This window comes from Lentzea sp. NPDC003310, from assembly GCF_040610935.1.
Lineage (GTDB): Bacteria > Actinomycetota > Actinomycetes > Mycobacteriales > Pseudonocardiaceae > Lentzea.
Window position 1 is genome coordinate 63,042 of sequence record NZ_JBEXNC010000012.1, and the last position, 16,569, is coordinate 79,610.

The following is a 16,569-nucleotide window of genomic DNA, read 5'->3' on the forward strand; positions in this document are numbered from 1 at the left end:
GCCGGCCTTGTGGGGCGCGGGGGAACCAGCCCGCGCCCCAGACTCGGTCGTGCGTCGATCGACGCCGGATCTGCTCGCAGGCCGGTGACACCTGCGAGCCGTCCGTCTACCGAGCAGCGACACAGACCCAACTCCGCCCAAGACGTCGACCAGTGCCCGCGACGTACACCGTTGGTTGCCGACCGTCTCCGGCAACCAAGGGCTCGACCGGGCTCCGCTGAAGGAGGGCATGGTCTTCCACGATCACCAGCAGACGCAGAAGACTTCGCTCATCGAGGATGATGTGCCGCGCGTGCTCCGGCTGGAGCGGTTGAGACACAAACGCAATCCCACCGATGACCGGTATTCACACGTGACCGAGTCAATGATCAGCAGGATGCTCGGACAGCTCCAGCACCGCCAGGAGCTCGAAGGCGGTTGGTCTTGGATCTCGGAAGTACCCGACAAAGTCGAGTGAACACGTTGCTTTGCAAGGGTTCAGCACGTGCGCTCCCAGATTGCTCCAGTCAGCACCAACACCTCGACGCGAGCGTTGTCCACAAGCCATCTGACCAGCGCATACGGACTGGTCCGCTGATCAGCCTCAATCTGCGAACACTACGCGGACAGTTATCGAACCTGAACTGCGCTGACCTGCGGAAATAGGACTTCCGCAGGTCAGCGCGGGTCTGTTCAAGTTCGTTGAGAACCGTACTGACACGTTCAACGCACGGTTCTGCTCCCCGATTGCTCCCGAAGGTTGCCGCCGAGGCTAGACGAAGCCTGAGCGACGACCGTTGATTCCCTTGGAATCGTTCCGCTCTGCACTACGCGGCCACAAGGGTTTCACTTGTTCCATCGTGACTGATCGTTGTCAGTCAAACCGATGCACAATTGCGGCGTGCGTTTACTCGTGGTTATGTCATAGCACTCCGTGTGAAGTCCGGCCGATTGGCGAGATACCCGTCCGTGTCTGCGCCAAGCACCACGGGGGCGACAAGTCGTCGTACAGCGCCAGTCACGTCAGCAAGTGGCCCGTGAAGATCCGTCAGTTCAGCGGCGAGTGCTTGACAGCTGACGCAGCCTTCCAAGTGCCTGCTCACGTCTGCGGCTTGTCTTCCCAGCAACCCACCGCGGGTCCAAGCGCCCAGTCTCGTGACCGCGAGACGGCAGTCGTCTGACGGTTCCTTGTCGACGTGAGCATCGACGAAAGCCTCCCGAAGCGCCTCACGTGCGCGTTGAGCCATCACCGACACCTCAATCGCAGTGAGCCCAAGCAGCGGTGCGATCTCGCCTGGGCTTTGTTCCTCGATAGCGGTGTGCCACAGCACGGTCTGCCACCGCTCGGGCAGGCTTGCAAAGGCGGTAGCCGCCAAGGCTTGATCCAGTTCAGCAACCTCAGCCTCTGGGAGGCTCTTACCGGGCTTTGGTTCCTTGCGGCTCTTGTCGTACGCGACATGACGGACCGCCGTGAGCAGGTATGGCCGGAACGCCGCGATCGGTCCGCCGCCTGCCTTAATCGCCGCCAACACCTTGGCGAACGCGTCAGCGACAAGGTCGTCAGCGTCTGTCTCTGCGGAGCAGAGCTGGTACGCCAGTCGTTGAGCAGACCGAACGTGACGCTCGAAGAGACGACCAAATGCTTCAACGCATCCGGCGCGAACGGATTCAATCAGGTCGGCATCCGAATCCGACCGACGGCGTAGTCCGAACGGCAACTTCCGCGAGGTGCCCAGATCACTGAATCGCGATTTCAGCTCGGGCGTCCTACTCTTTCGTGCCGGTTCAGCCGCCCAGGCCGTCTCGACAGCTACCACCGACTTACAGATGTCGTCGTAGCTGCCCGAGCTGAGCGCGCCGAATGTCGCATTCACTCGGTCCAAGCATCCGTCGATCTCGTCGTCGGACAGTTCACGACATGGACCGATAGCGTCGTTTGACGCCTCGATGTTCATCGATGGCCTCCCCTCGGTGCATAGCCGGCCAGGTGCTGAGACTCGCTCAGTTCAGCAACGCCTTTCCTGATCTTCTCGTTGACGGCTTGTGGCGAGATACCAAGGACGTTGGCGATCCGAGGTGTCGGGAGGTCGTCGACGAACCGGAGTACCAGTGCCAGGCGTGTCCGTTCCGGTAAGGCTGCGACCGCTCTCTCCAGGTCGACGGTACTTGCGACGTCGATCAGCGCTTCTGGCAGCGTCACTGACGCGAGGAGTTTGCCGTTGGCTAGCGCTGCAAGATCCATGCAGTCTCCAGTCAGCGCTTCAGCCTCGCCGATCTTGGCCAACTTCTTGAAGTAGTCGCAGCGGACCCATTCGGCGTGCCGGTACAGGAACCCCATCAGGTCGTCCGGCAGACGACAGTTGTTGCGACTCCGCCAGACCACCAAGCGAACAAAGGTGTCGTGACTCAACTCGTACGCGATTGCCTTCGTTGGGACCCGCCTTCGGAAGAACGCGAGGATGAGCCGGTAGGCATCGCGCAGAATCTCCTGCGAGTCAACCTCGCACTCACGTTGCTCAGGCGGATCATCTTGGACGTCTGTCACTGTGGTGCGACCTCCGTGGCATCGGCCGCTTCCACCGCGCCGAAGCTGATAGTCCAACTTGTGCCGTTGGCTTCCGTCGCAGTAACGGTGGCTGGACGGTCTTGCTTAGCGAGCGTCGAAGCGAGTTCAGACATCGTGGCACCTCGCTCCATCGCGAGAGTCACCTCGCCGCGAACCCGAATCGCTGCACTCAGCAGCCCGGCCAGGCGAGGTGGCGGGGCGATCACCAGTCCCTCGTCCGGCACGACGGCCAGATGTTCGAGCGCCATGAGAATCCTCCTCGGATGCGACGTCGCGGCTTGTAATAGTCAAACCTTCAGACGGGGTCGGACGAGAAAGATCAACAAGAGATTGTGTCGACGGTCACATGTCGAACTTCGGCTCTCATCGGGCGGCAGGACCGGTCCTAAAGCCCCCACAGCAGCCGGAAAGTCGGCTCGATCAGCCCACGCTCGTGCCTTGCTTAGCCCATCATTCTCGCGGCCGACGTCACCCCCGCAGCACTGGTCGCTCACCCGCCGAGGTCACCGACGTCGGAGTTGCGAAGCTCGCCGAGACCGGACGCCGAGCGCTGCCCATCGGTCACAACTCCAAGCTATGGATCTGCATGGAGTTGCGATCCTTGCTGAGTGCGGACGCCCGGCGCTACCCGTGCTGTCGGAGTTCGCCGGCCAAGGTCACCGGACCGTTGCGGTCCTCGCTGGGCGCGGACGCCCAGCGGCCAAGCCGCCCGGCAGCACGTAGCCGTCCCTCTCTCGCAGCAGCGCCAAGCCGCTATTTATAGGTGGTCCGAGTAGGGATAGCCCAAGTCGTATGCTCCAGCGGAGTTCTTGTGCGGCAGTAGTCAGCGCAGTTCACCGTCGTCATAGGCTGCGGTGAATCCGTCGAAGAGCGCGCCGCCCTGGAGCGCCGCGAGCAGTCGCTGGACTACCTCGTTCAACGAGGTAGTCCAGGTGGTGGACGAAATCACCCGCCTCGGGCGTTGCGAGCAAGCTGTGGCGTGGGCGCTGTGGCGCACCGGCGCCGACCCTGACCTCGGTCTCACCGCGTTGACCCGCCACCTGGCCCGACCGGAGCCCCGACACACCACCATCGCGTTGGTAGCCGACCTCGGCCCCGACGCAGCCGCGTGTGCCGACGCCCTGCGGGCCTTGACCCGCTCCGCTGACCTATGGATGCAGGCCGAGGCGGCTCACGCCTTGTGGCGGGTCACTGGCGATCCAGCTGAAGCAGCAGCTGTTCTCGCCGAGCTGTCGCAGCCTCCGGCACTGGCCGACTGTCTTCCTGCCCGCATCGCCGCCCTGTGCCACCTGGTCGACATCGGAGTGGTCGATGCACGCATCCGTTCAACGGCGCAGTCCATCATCGCCAACCCGCAGCGGATCGCCTACTCCGGAGGATGGCGTTCCTTCACCGAAGACGAGAAGTCAGAGCTGCCGCGTCCGCACTACTTCGCTGACCGCCCAGCCAAGTACAGAACGATGAACTCGTCGCCGCTGAAGCCATGGACGCGGATGATGTCGACGATCTGGCGCGATCACATCACCGAGGACGACTTGGCGCGCCCGATGCGGCACCCCGGCCGGCGTTGACCAGCTTCGCGGACACGTTGCCTGTCCAGCCTCAGCTCACCTGGAACAACCGCCGTCCCAGCTCCTCCTTCAACAGGTCCTTGAGTGAAGCGGGGTCGGCGGTGTGGTGTGCGCCGATCCGGACGGTGTGGACCCCGCACCGGTCCCAGTGACGATCGCGGTCCGCGTCGTCGGCCTTGCGCGTGAGGCCGTAGTGGTGCGGGCCATCCACCTCGATGACGAGCGCGCGACCGTTGCCCAGCACCACGAAGTCGGGCGTTCGTACGCCGACGTCCCGGAGCTTGACCCCGGGCAGCGGCATCACCGAGAAGGTCCGGTGCCGCGAGCTCTCCTTCTGCAGCTCCACGAGCAGGTCGTACACCGCTGTCTCCTCCACGCTGGTGAACGTCATCCCGTCCCGCGTGGGGTAACCGGCTGCCGCCCGTTCCCGGCGGGCCTGGTTGATGGGCCGCTCGGCAGGTGCCTGGAACGCGGCTCGTTCGCGCCAGTCAGGCGCTACCTCGGGCAGCGGTGGAAGCGCCGGTTCCACCACGACGCCGAAGACGTCCTCTCGGTTGTGCCGGTGCAGCACCGCCTGCAACTTGGTCCAGATCCGGTCTGTCACCTCGCTGGTGAACTCGGGCACGAGTGCCTGCGGTACCTCAAGGACGGCCTCGTAGGTGTCACTCCTCCAGTTGTCGCCAGGAATCGGGTGGAAGAAGCCGCCGTCACGGCGCAGGTGCAGGCGCGACGCCTGCACGAGGCGTTGCGCGAACAGGTCGTCCGCGTCGCCGAGCAGTTCGTGCGCCTGGCCGAGCACGAGATCGAGGTCTTCGTCGTCGTCATGAAACGTCACCGCACCAGGTTCTCACCCAGCCCAGACAACCTGGTCAGGACTCCAGAAAACGCCACCACAGTCCTCTGTGGACAGATCGTCTCCTTGTAAGGCCGTGGGAAGGAGACGGGAAACGGGTGGTGCCCGGCTGGAGGACCGGAGCACCCTGGACGCCATGCTGTTCATCAACTTCCGAAACGGTGACGGCGAGGACAAGGCCGCCTGGCTGGACTCGGCGCTCAGCACGATCTTCGGCGACGAGCGGGTATTCCGCTCGAGCAAGTCCATCGCTCTCGGGCGCGACTACGAACCGATCATGTGGAGCGCGGTCGAGAACTGCTCCGCGATGATCGCCGTGATCGGCGAGAGGTGGCTGTCCGACTTCAAGGAGCGGCTGTTCGAGCCGGACGACGTCGTCCGCGGAGAGATCGCGACGGTGCTGGCCGCGGGCAAGCCCGTGATCCCCGTTCTGGGGCTTGGCGGCAAGAAGCTCGCGGCGGACGAGTTGCCCGAGGACCTCGCGGGACTGGCCAAGTGCCAGTATGTACGGTTGACCTCGCGCGAACCGCACTCGATACCCGGACTGGTCGACCGGTTGATCGACGACGTGCCGGAGCTCGCGATCGGCGTCAGGGACGGGATCAGCGATCTGGCGACGTGGGCCCGCGAACGGTCCGTGTTCGCCGGGCCTGAACTGCCGGCGGACCTGGTGTTGCTCGGACGGGAGGCCGTCGCGGAGCAGCTGCGGTCCTGGCTGGCAGGTCCACCGGGGAACCTGGTCGTCCACGGGCAGACCACGGACGAGGTGGCCGCGTTCTGCGCGGCCGTCCTGGACCAGCACGACCCGCACCACCGCGCGATGCTGCTCACCTCCGAGAAGGGATGGGAGCACGCCGCGAGGATTCCACCGTCGTTCCCCGCCGTGGTGATGAGCGACAGCGTTCCGGTCCGGCAGACGCAAGACACCCGACATGTGATCATCGCACGCGACGGACTCGAGGGCCGCCCCGAAAGTCTTGTCCTGCCTCGAATACCTCGCGACCAGGCACGTGACGCCTTCCTCCGCCGGGGCCTGCCCCTGCACGAGGCGCACGACTACGCGGGCCTCGTCCGGCGCAGTCTCCGTGCGGTGACCCGCAGGCTGCACCCGAACGAGCCGCAGCCGCCGTGGACGCAAGCACCCGCGTCGGCGATCGCGGCACCGTTGACGTTGGTCAGCCGGTGGTCCGCGTCCAACGCGTCCGACCACGCCGTGCTCGCTCGGATCACCGGTCAGGACTACGCCGACGTCGACCGCTTTGTGACGTCCTCCTCGACCTCCGGCGATCCGTTGGTGCACCGTAGCGGCTCACGTTGGCAGCTTGCCGACCCGCACGACGCGTGGACCCAGCTGAGGACGCAGGTGAGCGCCACCGACGTCCAGCGGTTCAGCGCGGCGGCCCTCGACGTTCTGAGCGAGGTCGATCCGGTGCTCTCCCTTGCCGGGCCGGAGGTCATGTCGGCGGCCGTCAGAGGTATCGCCCGCACCTTTTCCGACGAGCTGCGCGAGGGAATCGCTCACGGTCTGGCGCGCCTCGGCGACTCCGGAACGACGACCGTGGCAGGCGACGAGGCGAAGACCCACGCGGCAAGGGTTGTCGTTCAGCTGTTGAGGAAAGCGAACGAGGACCGCACCGGCCTGCTGTGGCGGTCGCTCAGCGACGTGCTCCCGTTGCTCGCCGAGGCCTGCCCGCAGGTGTTCGCCGACGCTGTGGACCAGGCGATGCGCGGCGACAGTCCGGTGCTGCGCACAATGTTCGACGATTCCGAGGAACGGTCGATGTTCCGGCACCCGGCGCACACCGGGCTGCTGTGGGCGCTCGAGACACTGACATGGGCTCCAGAGCACAGCACGCGCGCGGTCCTGCTGATGGCCCGTCTGGCAGAGATCGATCCCGGCGGAAAGTGGGCCAACCGTCCGGCCCGGTCGCTCGTGGACGCGCTCATCCACCTTCCGGTGAGCCCCGTGCCGCTCGACCACCGCCCGGCGCTCATCAAGCAGGTACGGGTGCGTCACCCAGAGGTGGGATGGCAACTGCTGCTGGATCTGATCGAGCCGCATCCCTTCCTGATGTACCCGGCACGGCCGAAGGTGCGCATCGACTGGACGGGCGTCGAACAGCACCCCTCGGAGACGGCCCAGGCCTACCTGGACGAGGTGCTCGACGCGGTGCTCGCCGATCTGGCCGCGGTTCCCCGGCGCTGGGTGGAGTTCCTGCCGCGCATCAGCTGGCTTCCGCAGAGCTGGCGTGATCCGCTGCTCTCCGCCCTCGACGTGGTCGACACGAGTGTCCTGGGCGCACAGGTGACGCGCGAACTGTGGGAGGCGGGTGACGAGGTCGTGCGCCGTGAGCTGGCGGCTACAGACGGGTCTCGGCACCTCTCGCCCGAACACACCGACCGCCTGGGCGCCTTCCTGGATCGGATCGAGCCGGAGTCCGATCCGGCCAGGCACGCCTGGCTGTTCGGCTGGCATCCGCATCTCCCCGGGATCGCCTCGGCAGACCTCGAGCACCACCGGACCAAACTCGAGGAGTTGCGGCGCGAGGTCGTCGCCGAAGAGCTGGAACGGCACGGTGTCGACGGAGTCGCGCGGCTGGCCGCGGCAAGCAAGCGGGGAGACCTCGTCGGCATGATGCTCGCGCAGGTAGCGGGAGACTCGGTGCGGGAGGAGGTGTTGGGCTACCTGGGGACCCCGTTCGCGAAGGAATGGGTTTGGCGCCGGGCGGCTGAAAGCGGCCGGCAGTGGGTGGCCGACGCGGCAGCAACCCTGTCGGAGGAAACGGGCGCGCGGACCGCTTTCCTGATCGCGCTACCGGTTGGCCTGGCAGCCGAGCTGGTCTCGGCGGAGAGCCGGGAGGTGAGCGACGGCTTCTGGTTGCTGACTCCGGCGTTCCCCTTCCCCGCAGAACGACCTCAGGAGTACCTGGCGGAGATCCTTCGGCGTGGTCGGCCGGAAGCCGTCGTCGACGCCCTGTCCATGGCGTTGCACGGAAACGACAAGCCCTGGCGACCTTCCGCTGAGTTGATCGAAGCCGCTTTCGACGCACTGTTGAACTCGCCAGGACGGATCGGCACCCACACCGCGTGGGAGGTGGGAAGGCTCATCAGCTACCTCCACAGCTCGGGGCACGACCTGCGGGCGGTCGCGAGGTGGGAACTCGCCTTCTTCGACCTGTTCCACGACCGCACACCGACCGCGTTGCTCGAGGCCATCGCCGCCGATCCCGCCGCGTTCGTCGAGCTGCACCGGTTCCGCTACCTGCCGACCGGGAAGCTCAACCCCAAGGCTTTCCGGTTCTACCTGAAAGCCGAGCAGCTGCGGTGCGTACCAGGCCAGATCGGCGACCAGGTGGACCGCGAGCGCCTGCTCAGCTGGGTTCGGAACGTCCGAGACGCGCTGCACGACTCCGAGCTGCGGCGTAAGGGTGACCGAGCCATCGGCACGCTTATCTCCGCCGGTCCGCCGGGACAGGACGGAGCCTGGCCGTGCGAGCCGGTCCGGGACGTCCTGGAGCTGCCGGACGCCTACGAACTACGAGACGGGTTCGGCCTCGGTCTTGCCAACAACACCACGTTCTCGACCAGGGACCCGTACGAGGGAGGACCGCGAGAACGGGCGACCGCCCAGCAGTACTCGGACTGGGCAGACCAGATCCAGAACGAGTGGCCGTTCACCGCTCAGGTCCTCCGCGACCACGCCGAGTTCCTTCGCGCAGAGGGGAAGTACTGGGACAAGCAGGCCGAGGACGACCACGACGAGTAGTCCGGACGCTGGTTCCGCGGCCCGCCGCTCACGGCACAGGCGGGCCCCGAAGCCACAGCAGCTCTGCGCTCATCTGCCGGGGGAATCGCTCCGGGACACGACACGATGATCACGTCGGCGTTTCCGGCAGGTCGGCCAGCGCCCGCCGAATTTCGTCGTGGTGTTCGGTGGAGCACGAGTCGTCGTAGATGAAAGACGACAATCTCGCGGTAGCGCTCGCTGTCCTTGAGGTAGCCGATCGTGTCGACCATCACCTCCTGTTCCACTTCCTTGAAGTGGTGCTTGGTGCGCACGTACTTGATCTCTACGAGCAACCCGAGGTCGGGAAGCGCGAAGTCCGCGCGATAGGCGCTACGCCCGAGCTTCGGCAGGTTCTCCTCGTCGACCACGTCGTCGAAGACGGCTCGGAGCATGACCCACAGGATCGCTTGCACTTCGCGCTCCGCGTTGACCCCCCACCGCTTGGGATCCCGGTGGTGGTCGGGGGTCCCACACCCACCTCTTCATCGCCGGCGGGAAGCGCCGGAGCACCTGGCTGACCTGAGGAACGCTGACGACCAGCTGGTCCGCGCTGGCCGCGGCGGCTAGTTCCGCGAAGTGCAACCACAGCGCGGCGTGCCGGACCTCGAGAGCGCGGGACCGGCCCGCCGGAACACGTGCACGGCTCGACGCCGTGCGGCCTGCCTTTCGTCCGGGGTGTCCCGCACGCCGCCGGTCCCATGTGCGAGCAGGTAGAACGCGGCCGCGAGCGCGTCATCGGCCACCCCTACCACGAAGACCTCCAGGCACCCCGGTCCGGTTCCTGAAAGGGCTCGACCAGCTGGGAGACTCTGCTGAAGGCTTCGCGCACCTTACCGACGCGCGGCCAGTCTATCCGGTTGTGGGGGCGTGACCGTTAGCCGCAGCGGCAACCAGCCGACAGTTACGGGCTACAACAACGAGCAGACATGTGCGAGCATCTGCCGTAGCCGATAAATGACCTGGGGGTCCGAAAGTGTTTGCATCAAAATAACCAGTAACTGAGGTCTCCTCTTCTTCGCCGGGCGTCAGTCCGGCGTCACACGTGTGCGCACGTGCGCTCACGCTCTATCTTGCCAGCTGGGGGATTTGTGCTGCCCAAAAGAAGCAGAGCCGCGCTCGCGGTCGCGATCGCGTTTATGTCCGTTTTCGCGTTAGTCACGCCGTCCAGCGCCGCACCGGACAAATGGTCGAAGAAGCCGTCCGGCTCGATGTCCCTGCTCGAGAGGGACGCGATCAAACCGGGCAAGATCGGCGGTTCCAAGCCCGCAGAACGACGACCAACCGCTGAAGACGCGGCCGCGTTCGCCCGCCGCACGGGGTCGTTGTCGGTGATCAAGGCGTCTGACATCCCCGACAACGGCGAGTCGCCGCAGAACAAGGCAGAGATGGGAGTCCAGGCTGCAGCCGGCGTTCCGGACCAGCCCAAGCAGCAGGATGTCGACGCGTGCGTCGCGGACGCCAACTCCAACAACGAGGACGGACGCACCTGGAACCGCTTTCTGTGGTGCCAGCGCCACGACTCCTACGGCGAGATCATCAACGCCCAGACCGGCTTGGTGGTCGGCACCGTCACCATTACCTACACGGCCATCGCCTACGGCAACAACACCGACCGCAACGTCAAGTTGTTCCTGCGCGGTGAGGACGTCGACACCACGGGTACCTTCCGTGGTGGTGGCAGTGCCCGCATGGGTCCCGTGTGCCACTTGGACGTCAGCGGGTGTGAGGTGGTCGGCGGTCAGGTGGAGCGCCCGCTCAGCGAATGGGGCGAGGACGCCTGGGGGCCGACAGAGTGGTTCTCGTGGATCATCAGGTCCAACGAGGGCGACTCGGTGAACAGCTTGCCGGACAAGATGGCGCGGTTCTTCTGGAAGCTCGTCGGGCAGGCCGTTGACGCACAGGGAAACACGACGGTCGGCGGTGAGGGCCAGCTGCACATGCTGCGCTGCGACTCGGCAACCTACTTTCGAAACAGGCCCAAGGCGTGCATCTTCGACGATGTGGACCCGTTCTTCCAGTACTCGCTGATCGGCGACGGCGTGGATGGCGTGGCCGCGCACATCAAGAACGCACAGGATCACCCGGAGCAGACCTACCCGAACTACGGCATCCCCAAATCCATCCCTGGAAAGTACAACGGTAATTCCGGGTCCCTGCGCAGGATCCCCACGACCGGCACGGCCGACGACACCGCCGACTACCGCGCGAATCGTGCGGCGGTCGATGCGGCGTGCCGACGGAAACCCCCATATGCGAATACAGGGCTGCCCGAGATCGACACGGACGAGCAGGAGTGCGACGAATACCCGATGGCAATGACCGCAGAGGGCGCCGGCAAGGGGGACGGAAACTTCTCCGTCAAAGCGGTGCCCTCCGGTGAAAACTCCCGGGCTGGTGGTCTGCTCAACGGCTCTACCGGGTACGTCTGGCGTGACCGCATCCTGTACCGCGACTTGGACCACGGTTTCTACATCAACGTCGTGAACTGCGGTTCGTGCACGGGCGGAGGTGCTCCCCCTGGCCCTGGCGCGCCCCCATTCCCGATGGACCCGGCCGCGAAAGGACGGCTGAGCGGTTCGTTCATTCAGCCCGACCTCGTCGACCGCTGGTCGAACAGCCAGCTGACCGACGAGTTCTCGACCATGAAGTCGCAGTACATGTCCCAGCTCGTGCTGCAATGGTCGGCCAACAGCCACGACAAGCGCGAACGCGGCGCGCAGACCGCGGTCTTCCCGACCTCCCAACCCGGCTATCGACAGATCACGAACACCGACGTCGTCAGCAGGACACTGAACGCTGCGGACGCCACCGGCGTCGGCGTGTGGGTCGGCCTGCAGGTCAACGACGACTGGTGGAGGGTCTACGCGGGCGATCCGTACTGGCTTGACCGGGAGGCCGACACCGCTCTGGCCTTTGCTCGCGAGCTCGCGACCCGTTACGGCGGCCATTCGTCGTTCCGCGGCTGGTACCTGTCCTTCGAGCTCGACAACGTCCACTTCAGCTCCGACATCGCCCAGCAGCGGATGATCTCGTTCTACCGCAAGGTGACCGAGGGGTTGAAGACGATGCCGGGTGGCCCGAGGCCGACGTTGATCGCGCCGTTCTTCAACGCGGTGAACAACCGGCTGCCGGGCTGGCAGGATGAGGGCGAGTACGCGGACATGTGGCAGAGCATCCTCGAACAGGTGCAGATCGACGTGCTGGCGCTGCAGGACGGTGTCGGCGCGGGTCACGGCACGCCGGCGACGATCGAGCCGTGGTTCGCCGCGATGCGCAACGCCATCATGCTCGCCCGCGCGAGGACCGTGCTGATCGCCGACACCGAGACGTTCAAGATCGGCGCCTCGGGCCTGCAACCCATGCTGGTCAACGAGATCGTCTCGTCCATGAAGGCGGTCAAGGGCCACGTGGCCGCGTACTGGTCGTTTTCATACAACCACTACCAGTCCCCGCGCTCGCCGTTCGGCACGGATGTCTACCAGCGCGCATACCAGAACTGGCTTCAGCAGGACGCCGTGCGAACGTCCGGTTTGGACGGCGACCGGCCATCGAGGCCTACCAGCCTCACGGCGGTGGTGAACGACCCGCAGACGATCACGTTGTCCTGGGGAGCGTCCAGCGACGCTCAAAGCGGCGTGGCCGGCTACCACATCTACCGCAACGGGGAGCTCGTCGCCGACAAGCTTTCCAGCGCGTCCGGCTTTGTGGACCGCCAGCTCGATGGCTCTTCGGTGAACGTCTACCAGGTCAAGGCGTTCGACGGCTCCGGTCAGGAGTCTGACGCAAGCAACCCCGCGACCGCCACGACACCGGCATTGCCCAACTCGCCGGTGAACCATGCGCGGTGTGGTGCCGCAGACGGTCAACCCGGCTGCACCTACACGACGGACGTGCCTGCTGACCCGCTCTACGCGGACGTCGGCAGGTCACTCACCGACGGCAAGTTCGGCCCGCCGCTCTACAGCGCCGCCTGGCAGGGCCGAAACGCGGTCGGCGGCTACAACTTCATCGTGAACCTCGGGTCGAGAAAGGACATCACCGAGATCAATACAAACTGGTTCCAGGTGCGCGAGGACTACGCGTTCCTGCCGCCGAACGTGAAGTACCACGTCTCGGATGACGGCGTGAACTTCCGGCAGGTCTCGTCCATCGACATCCCCGCAGTCAGCGCAAGGATGCAGACCAAGCGCTACCGGGCCATCAACCTTGCCAATGTGTCCGGCCAGTACGTCAAGATCGAGATCGACAGCGGCACGGCGTGGACCTTGATCGACGAGGTCGAGATCCGCGGCCAGTCCTGACGTTCACCGCGGTTCTGGCTGGTCGTCCGGCCAGAACCGCACCAGGAAGCTCTCCACCCCGTGAGCGATCCCCGCCTGCGCGTCGACCTCCCGCCCGCCCCGCCGGTAACCACGAGCACGCACGTCACCGTCAAACCCCAGCACCAGCGGCCCGGCGGTTGCGTGGCCCGCGCCGAGCTCCCAAAGCTCGACCGAGCCCTCGTCCAGCCGCAACGCGACCTCCTGCGGCACTCCCCAACCATCCTGTGTCGGCGGTTCCGCGGTCCAAGCCTCGACCCGGACCGACGCGTAGTGGTAACTGTGGGCCTCGCTCAACAGCACCAAACGGTTCGTCATTGCGAGCAGCCACCGAGTGCGGTCGGCGAAGTCGAGCGCATCTACCGGCTCCTCCACCGCGACGTCCTCGACGTAACAGTGGCGGTTGCCCATCCCGACCTCGGCTTCGAGCGCCGCTGTCATCGTCGTCACGGTCGCAGCGTAGCGGTCAGGTGCTGTAAGGCGCCAAATATCGCTCAACGTACCTGACCTGCGGGTCAAGCCGCTGCAGGTTGGGTCTGCTGTACGTAAAGGTGACAACTTGACCTGCCCTACTGGATGGGTTCCAGAGTTGGTGGCTAACTGGCGGCCTGTTCGAGAGGCTGTGCACTGTGCCCCGTCCGTACCCCGCCGAGCCGGTGGTGGACGACCTCGCCACAATCGGCCGTGTGGTCTTCGGCAAGTAGCCCGCCCGCGCTGCCGTCCCCACAGTTCCAAGAAGACAGTTCGCTGCCGAACGTCAATCTCACCCTGACGCAGATCAGCAACGCCTCACTGGCCATGCTGAACCACCAGACCGTTCTGGCTGGGCACCATCTGGCGTGACGCCGAAGCCGACGTCCAGGGCAAGGTCGGCGACCGATCACCGTTCGCACCGAGACCGTGGGCGGACCGCGTGTTCAATCGGGCCATGAACGCGCCGATAGCTAACCCCGCATCCCAGCACACCGCCATGACGCGCAATCGTCTGCGGTTGTCTTCGTGCTGAGTCAAGATGATCTGCGATGCGATACGGATACCGGCGCATCGCCATGAGCGCCCTGTTGCCGATCGCCACCGACGCGGACGTGGTCAAGATGGCGTGGAGCCGGGTCCTCGGCGCGCACTGGCGCCGATCGCATCCCGACTGGGAGGCTTGGCTCAGGTTCGGTGCGCGCCTGGGCGATGCCGAGGCGATGTGGGTCCTCGCGCGACTTGCCGCCGAACGCGCCGACCGCAAAGAACTCGTCTGGTGGTGGCGCCGGCTGCTGGAAGCGAACAACGGCGGATGGATGCAGGACCAGGTGGGTGAGCTGCAGCAGCACGGGCTCGTCGACGAGGCGATCGAGTGGCTGCGCCCGCGAGCACGGTCAGGTGACTCGAACGCCGTGCACGCGATGACGTTGCTGCTGTGCACCGCGGAGGGGTACAGCGAGGCCGTCGAGCTGATGCTTCCGATCGCCGCAGAGGGCGACAGAGGAGCTGCCTGGCGCTTGGCTCAGTTGTACGCCAAGAGCGGTAACGAGCACGAAGCTCAGAAGTGGCAGCCGACGAGCGAGCTGGTCGCGCCCCGGCGTGAGGAGCAGAAGACCTCCGAGCTGAGCGAAGCCCGGCTGCGCGCACTGCTCGATGACGGTGCGATCGGCGCGCGAGCCAAGCTGTCCGCGCTGCTACGGCGAACCGATCGTGCCGAGGAAGCCTTAGAGTTGTGGGTGGCTGGCGCCGAGGCCGGCGAGCACGTGCCGATCCTGCACTACATCGAGATTCTCGAACAGCTCGGAAGATCCGGCGAGGCGATCGCGTGGCTCGAGGAACGGGCGACCAACCGCACCTGCATGATGAAACTCGGCATGCTGTTGCGCGACAAGGGCGATCTCGACGCCGCAGGCGTCTGGGACCGACGGGCCGCACTGGCCGGACACGGATTCATTGCCACAAGGCTGGCCGAGGTCCACCGCCAGGCAGGAGAGATCAGGCAGGCCGTCGAGCTGCTGCGCCCCAGCGCGGACCACGACGCCCAGTCGGAAGCCGACCTCGTCGCGCTGCTGCCCGAGATCGGCCAGGCCTCCGAGGCCGAAGCCCGAATGCGGAATCGTCTCGAACGTGGTGCCCTCTGGGGCAGCACGACCGAACTGGCGGCCTTCCTGCGCAGGCAGGGGCGTGCGGACGAAGCGGACGACCTGGAGACCTACGGCCTCGATCCAGGCGGGGCCACCGCAGCTACCTGGAGGATCCCGCCGCCACCATGCGGCTAGATTTGGACCGCTGCGATGACGACAAGTACAACCTGATGCTGTTTCGGCGTCAGGCTGCGCAATTGTCCTGGTCAAGAAGTGTTCTCCCCGCGCACGCGGGGGTGGTCCCGGAACGCACGCGGCTGGCGGAACCCCCGAAATCGTTCTCCCCGCGCACGCGGGGGTGGTCCGACTCCCCTGCTCGCGTGGGGCCTGGCGTGGCTGTTCTCCCCGCGCACGCGGGGGTGGTCCTGGGTGGTGCGCACCGGCAGCCCGTACCTGGGGGTTCTCCCCGCGCACGCGGGGGTGGTCCCAGTTCTGCCACGTATGCGGACCCTCGGGCAGGTCATCCCCACGTACGCTGGGGTGGTCCGACGCTGGAGTGGGTCGTACGCACCGGCAGCCCGTTCTCCCCACGCACGCGGGGGTGGTCCAGGCCACGGCCTCACTTCCCGACACAAGCGCCGTTCTCCCTGTGCACGCCGGTTCCCCCCGCCTTGGTGCAGCCCAAGCAGGCCGTCGATGTTCTCCCCGGACAGCCGTGGTGATCCCGACAGCTCACTCTCGCTCACCGACTGGCACTCGTTCTAACCACGCGTGCAGGGTGGCCAGACGAGCAAGCCAGACCGGGTCCTGGTCGGCACAATTCTCCCGTCACGGAGTGGGTCCCGTCGGACCTTGCGCTGCTGGTCGTCCAGGACTCGTTCTCCTCGCGCACGCAGGGGTCCCCTGCTTCGCCACCTAGCCGCTGAGCCTGGCTAGCTCCTGGCTTTCTCGAAGGATCTCCCATGTGCAGACTACGTCGCACGTAAGTATGCCCTCCCATACAAATATTCCCCTTCATGACGACACTATTCTGCGCAACCGCGAATCTTGCCGACGCCAGCCGCAAGCGCAAGGAATATGGCCGCGGGACCCAGTCATGAAGCGGCAAAGATTCCAATCAATGCAGAATTATTGAGCCCGCAGCAGCGCGCAAACTAGCCCGGCAGGCTCAAGATCGACATGGTTCATGCTACAGCGCTAACTGCACTTACGCAGGAGAAACGCGTCGACAAGTGACGTCACTACGCCACTGCAACCGCAACCTCGCCGGCCATCCGCACCTACTCTGACACGCGGCGAGTTATTGCAAGGAGGTCTTGACCCAAGTAGCCTCCTCCCACACGAGATGCAAACAATCAAACCGATCGAAATCTCCGGCTCGCCGGAGGTGTTCCGGAGGTCTTGACGCAAGTCACGCTCCTCCCCGCCGTGGCGGGG

Annotated in this window: 10 protein-coding genes, 1 pseudogene and 1 CRISPR repeat array; of the genes and pseudogenes, 5 read left to right on the plus strand and 6 right to left on the minus strand. The window is 65.6% G+C overall.

The annotated features are described in order from the left end of the window. Positions 1-229 precede the first annotated feature (229 nt). Entirely contained in the window at positions 230-457 is a 228-nt protein-coding gene (locus ABZX02_RS25150) for a hypothetical protein (RefSeq protein ID WP_355301200.1), read from the plus strand. Between the two features lie 439 nt (positions 458-896). Here ABZX02_RS25150 and ABZX02_RS25155 read toward each other — a convergent pair whose 3' ends face one another. From ABZX02_RS25155 to ABZX02_RS25165, 3 genes are read right to left on the minus strand one after another with little or no spacing between them, the layout of a single operon-like run. Then, positions 897-1,934 (minus strand): sigma-70 family RNA polymerase sigma factor, encoded by a 1,038-nt coding sequence (locus ABZX02_RS25155; RefSeq protein ID WP_355301202.1) that lies wholly within the window; start codon positions 1,932-1,934, stop codon positions 897-899. Next, positions 1,931-2,524, minus strand: a complete 594-nt coding sequence (locus ABZX02_RS25160) for a sigma-70 family RNA polymerase sigma factor (protein WP_355301203.1) — start codon at positions 2,522-2,524, stop codon at positions 1,931-1,933. The genes ABZX02_RS25155 and ABZX02_RS25160 overlap by 4 nt, the downstream gene beginning before the upstream one ends. After that, positions 2,521-2,793 (minus strand): hypothetical protein, encoded by a 273-nt coding sequence (locus tag ABZX02_RS25165; RefSeq protein WP_355301205.1) that lies wholly within the window; start codon positions 2,791-2,793, stop codon positions 2,521-2,523. The genes ABZX02_RS25160 and ABZX02_RS25165 overlap by 4 nt, the downstream gene beginning before the upstream one ends. Positions 2,794-3,477: 684 nt before the next feature. Between ABZX02_RS25165 and ABZX02_RS25170 the strand changes: the two genes are divergently transcribed. Beyond that, positions 3,478-4,116 (plus strand): hypothetical protein, encoded by a 639-nt coding sequence (locus ABZX02_RS25170; protein ID WP_355301207.1) that lies wholly within the window; start codon positions 3,478-3,480, stop codon positions 4,114-4,116. A gap of 31 nt (positions 4,117-4,147) precedes the next feature. Here the strand turns inward: ABZX02_RS25170 and ABZX02_RS25175 are convergent, their stop codons facing one another. Next, entirely contained in the window at positions 4,148-4,951 is an 804-nt protein-coding gene (locus ABZX02_RS25175; protein ID WP_355301209.1) for a hypothetical protein, read from the minus strand. A gap of 154 nt (positions 4,952-5,105) precedes the next feature. On the opposite strand from ABZX02_RS25175, the gene ABZX02_RS25180 reads away from it, so the two are divergent. Further along, entirely contained in the window at positions 5,106-8,735 is a 3,630-nt protein-coding gene (locus tag ABZX02_RS25180) for a hypothetical protein (RefSeq protein ID WP_355301211.1), read from the plus strand. Here the strand turns inward: ABZX02_RS25180 and ABZX02_RS25185 are convergent. After that, a pseudogene (locus ABZX02_RS25185) lies at positions 8,651-9,199 on the minus strand (hypothetical protein); the annotation flags it as partial. The gene ABZX02_RS25180 and the pseudogene ABZX02_RS25185 sit on opposite strands and share 85 nt — an antisense overlap. A gap of 645 nt (positions 9,200-9,844) precedes the next feature. Here ABZX02_RS25185 and ABZX02_RS25190 point away from each other — a divergent pair. Next, positions 9,845-13,057: a DUF4434 domain-containing protein gene (locus ABZX02_RS25190; RefSeq protein ID WP_355301213.1), complete on the plus strand. Its 3,213-nt coding sequence runs from the start codon at positions 9,845-9,847 to the stop codon at positions 13,055-13,057. A gap of 3 nt (positions 13,058-13,060) precedes the next feature. Here ABZX02_RS25190 and ABZX02_RS25195 read toward each other — a convergent pair whose 3' ends face one another. Then, entirely contained in the window at positions 13,061-13,525 is a 465-nt protein-coding gene (locus tag ABZX02_RS25195) for a hypothetical protein (protein WP_355301215.1), read from the minus strand. 572 nt (positions 13,526-14,097) lie between these two features. Here ABZX02_RS25195 and ABZX02_RS25200 point away from each other — a divergent pair. After that, positions 14,098-15,327: a hypothetical protein gene (locus ABZX02_RS25200; protein WP_355301217.1), complete on the plus strand. Its 1,230-nt coding sequence runs from the start codon at positions 14,098-14,100 to the stop codon at positions 15,325-15,327. A gap of 79 nt (positions 15,328-15,406) precedes the next feature. Further along, positions 15,407-15,740: a CRISPR direct-repeat array (repeat unit 28 nt; unit sequence GTTCTCCCCGCGCACGCGGGGGTGGTCC). Positions 15,741-16,569: the final 829 nt, after the last annotated feature.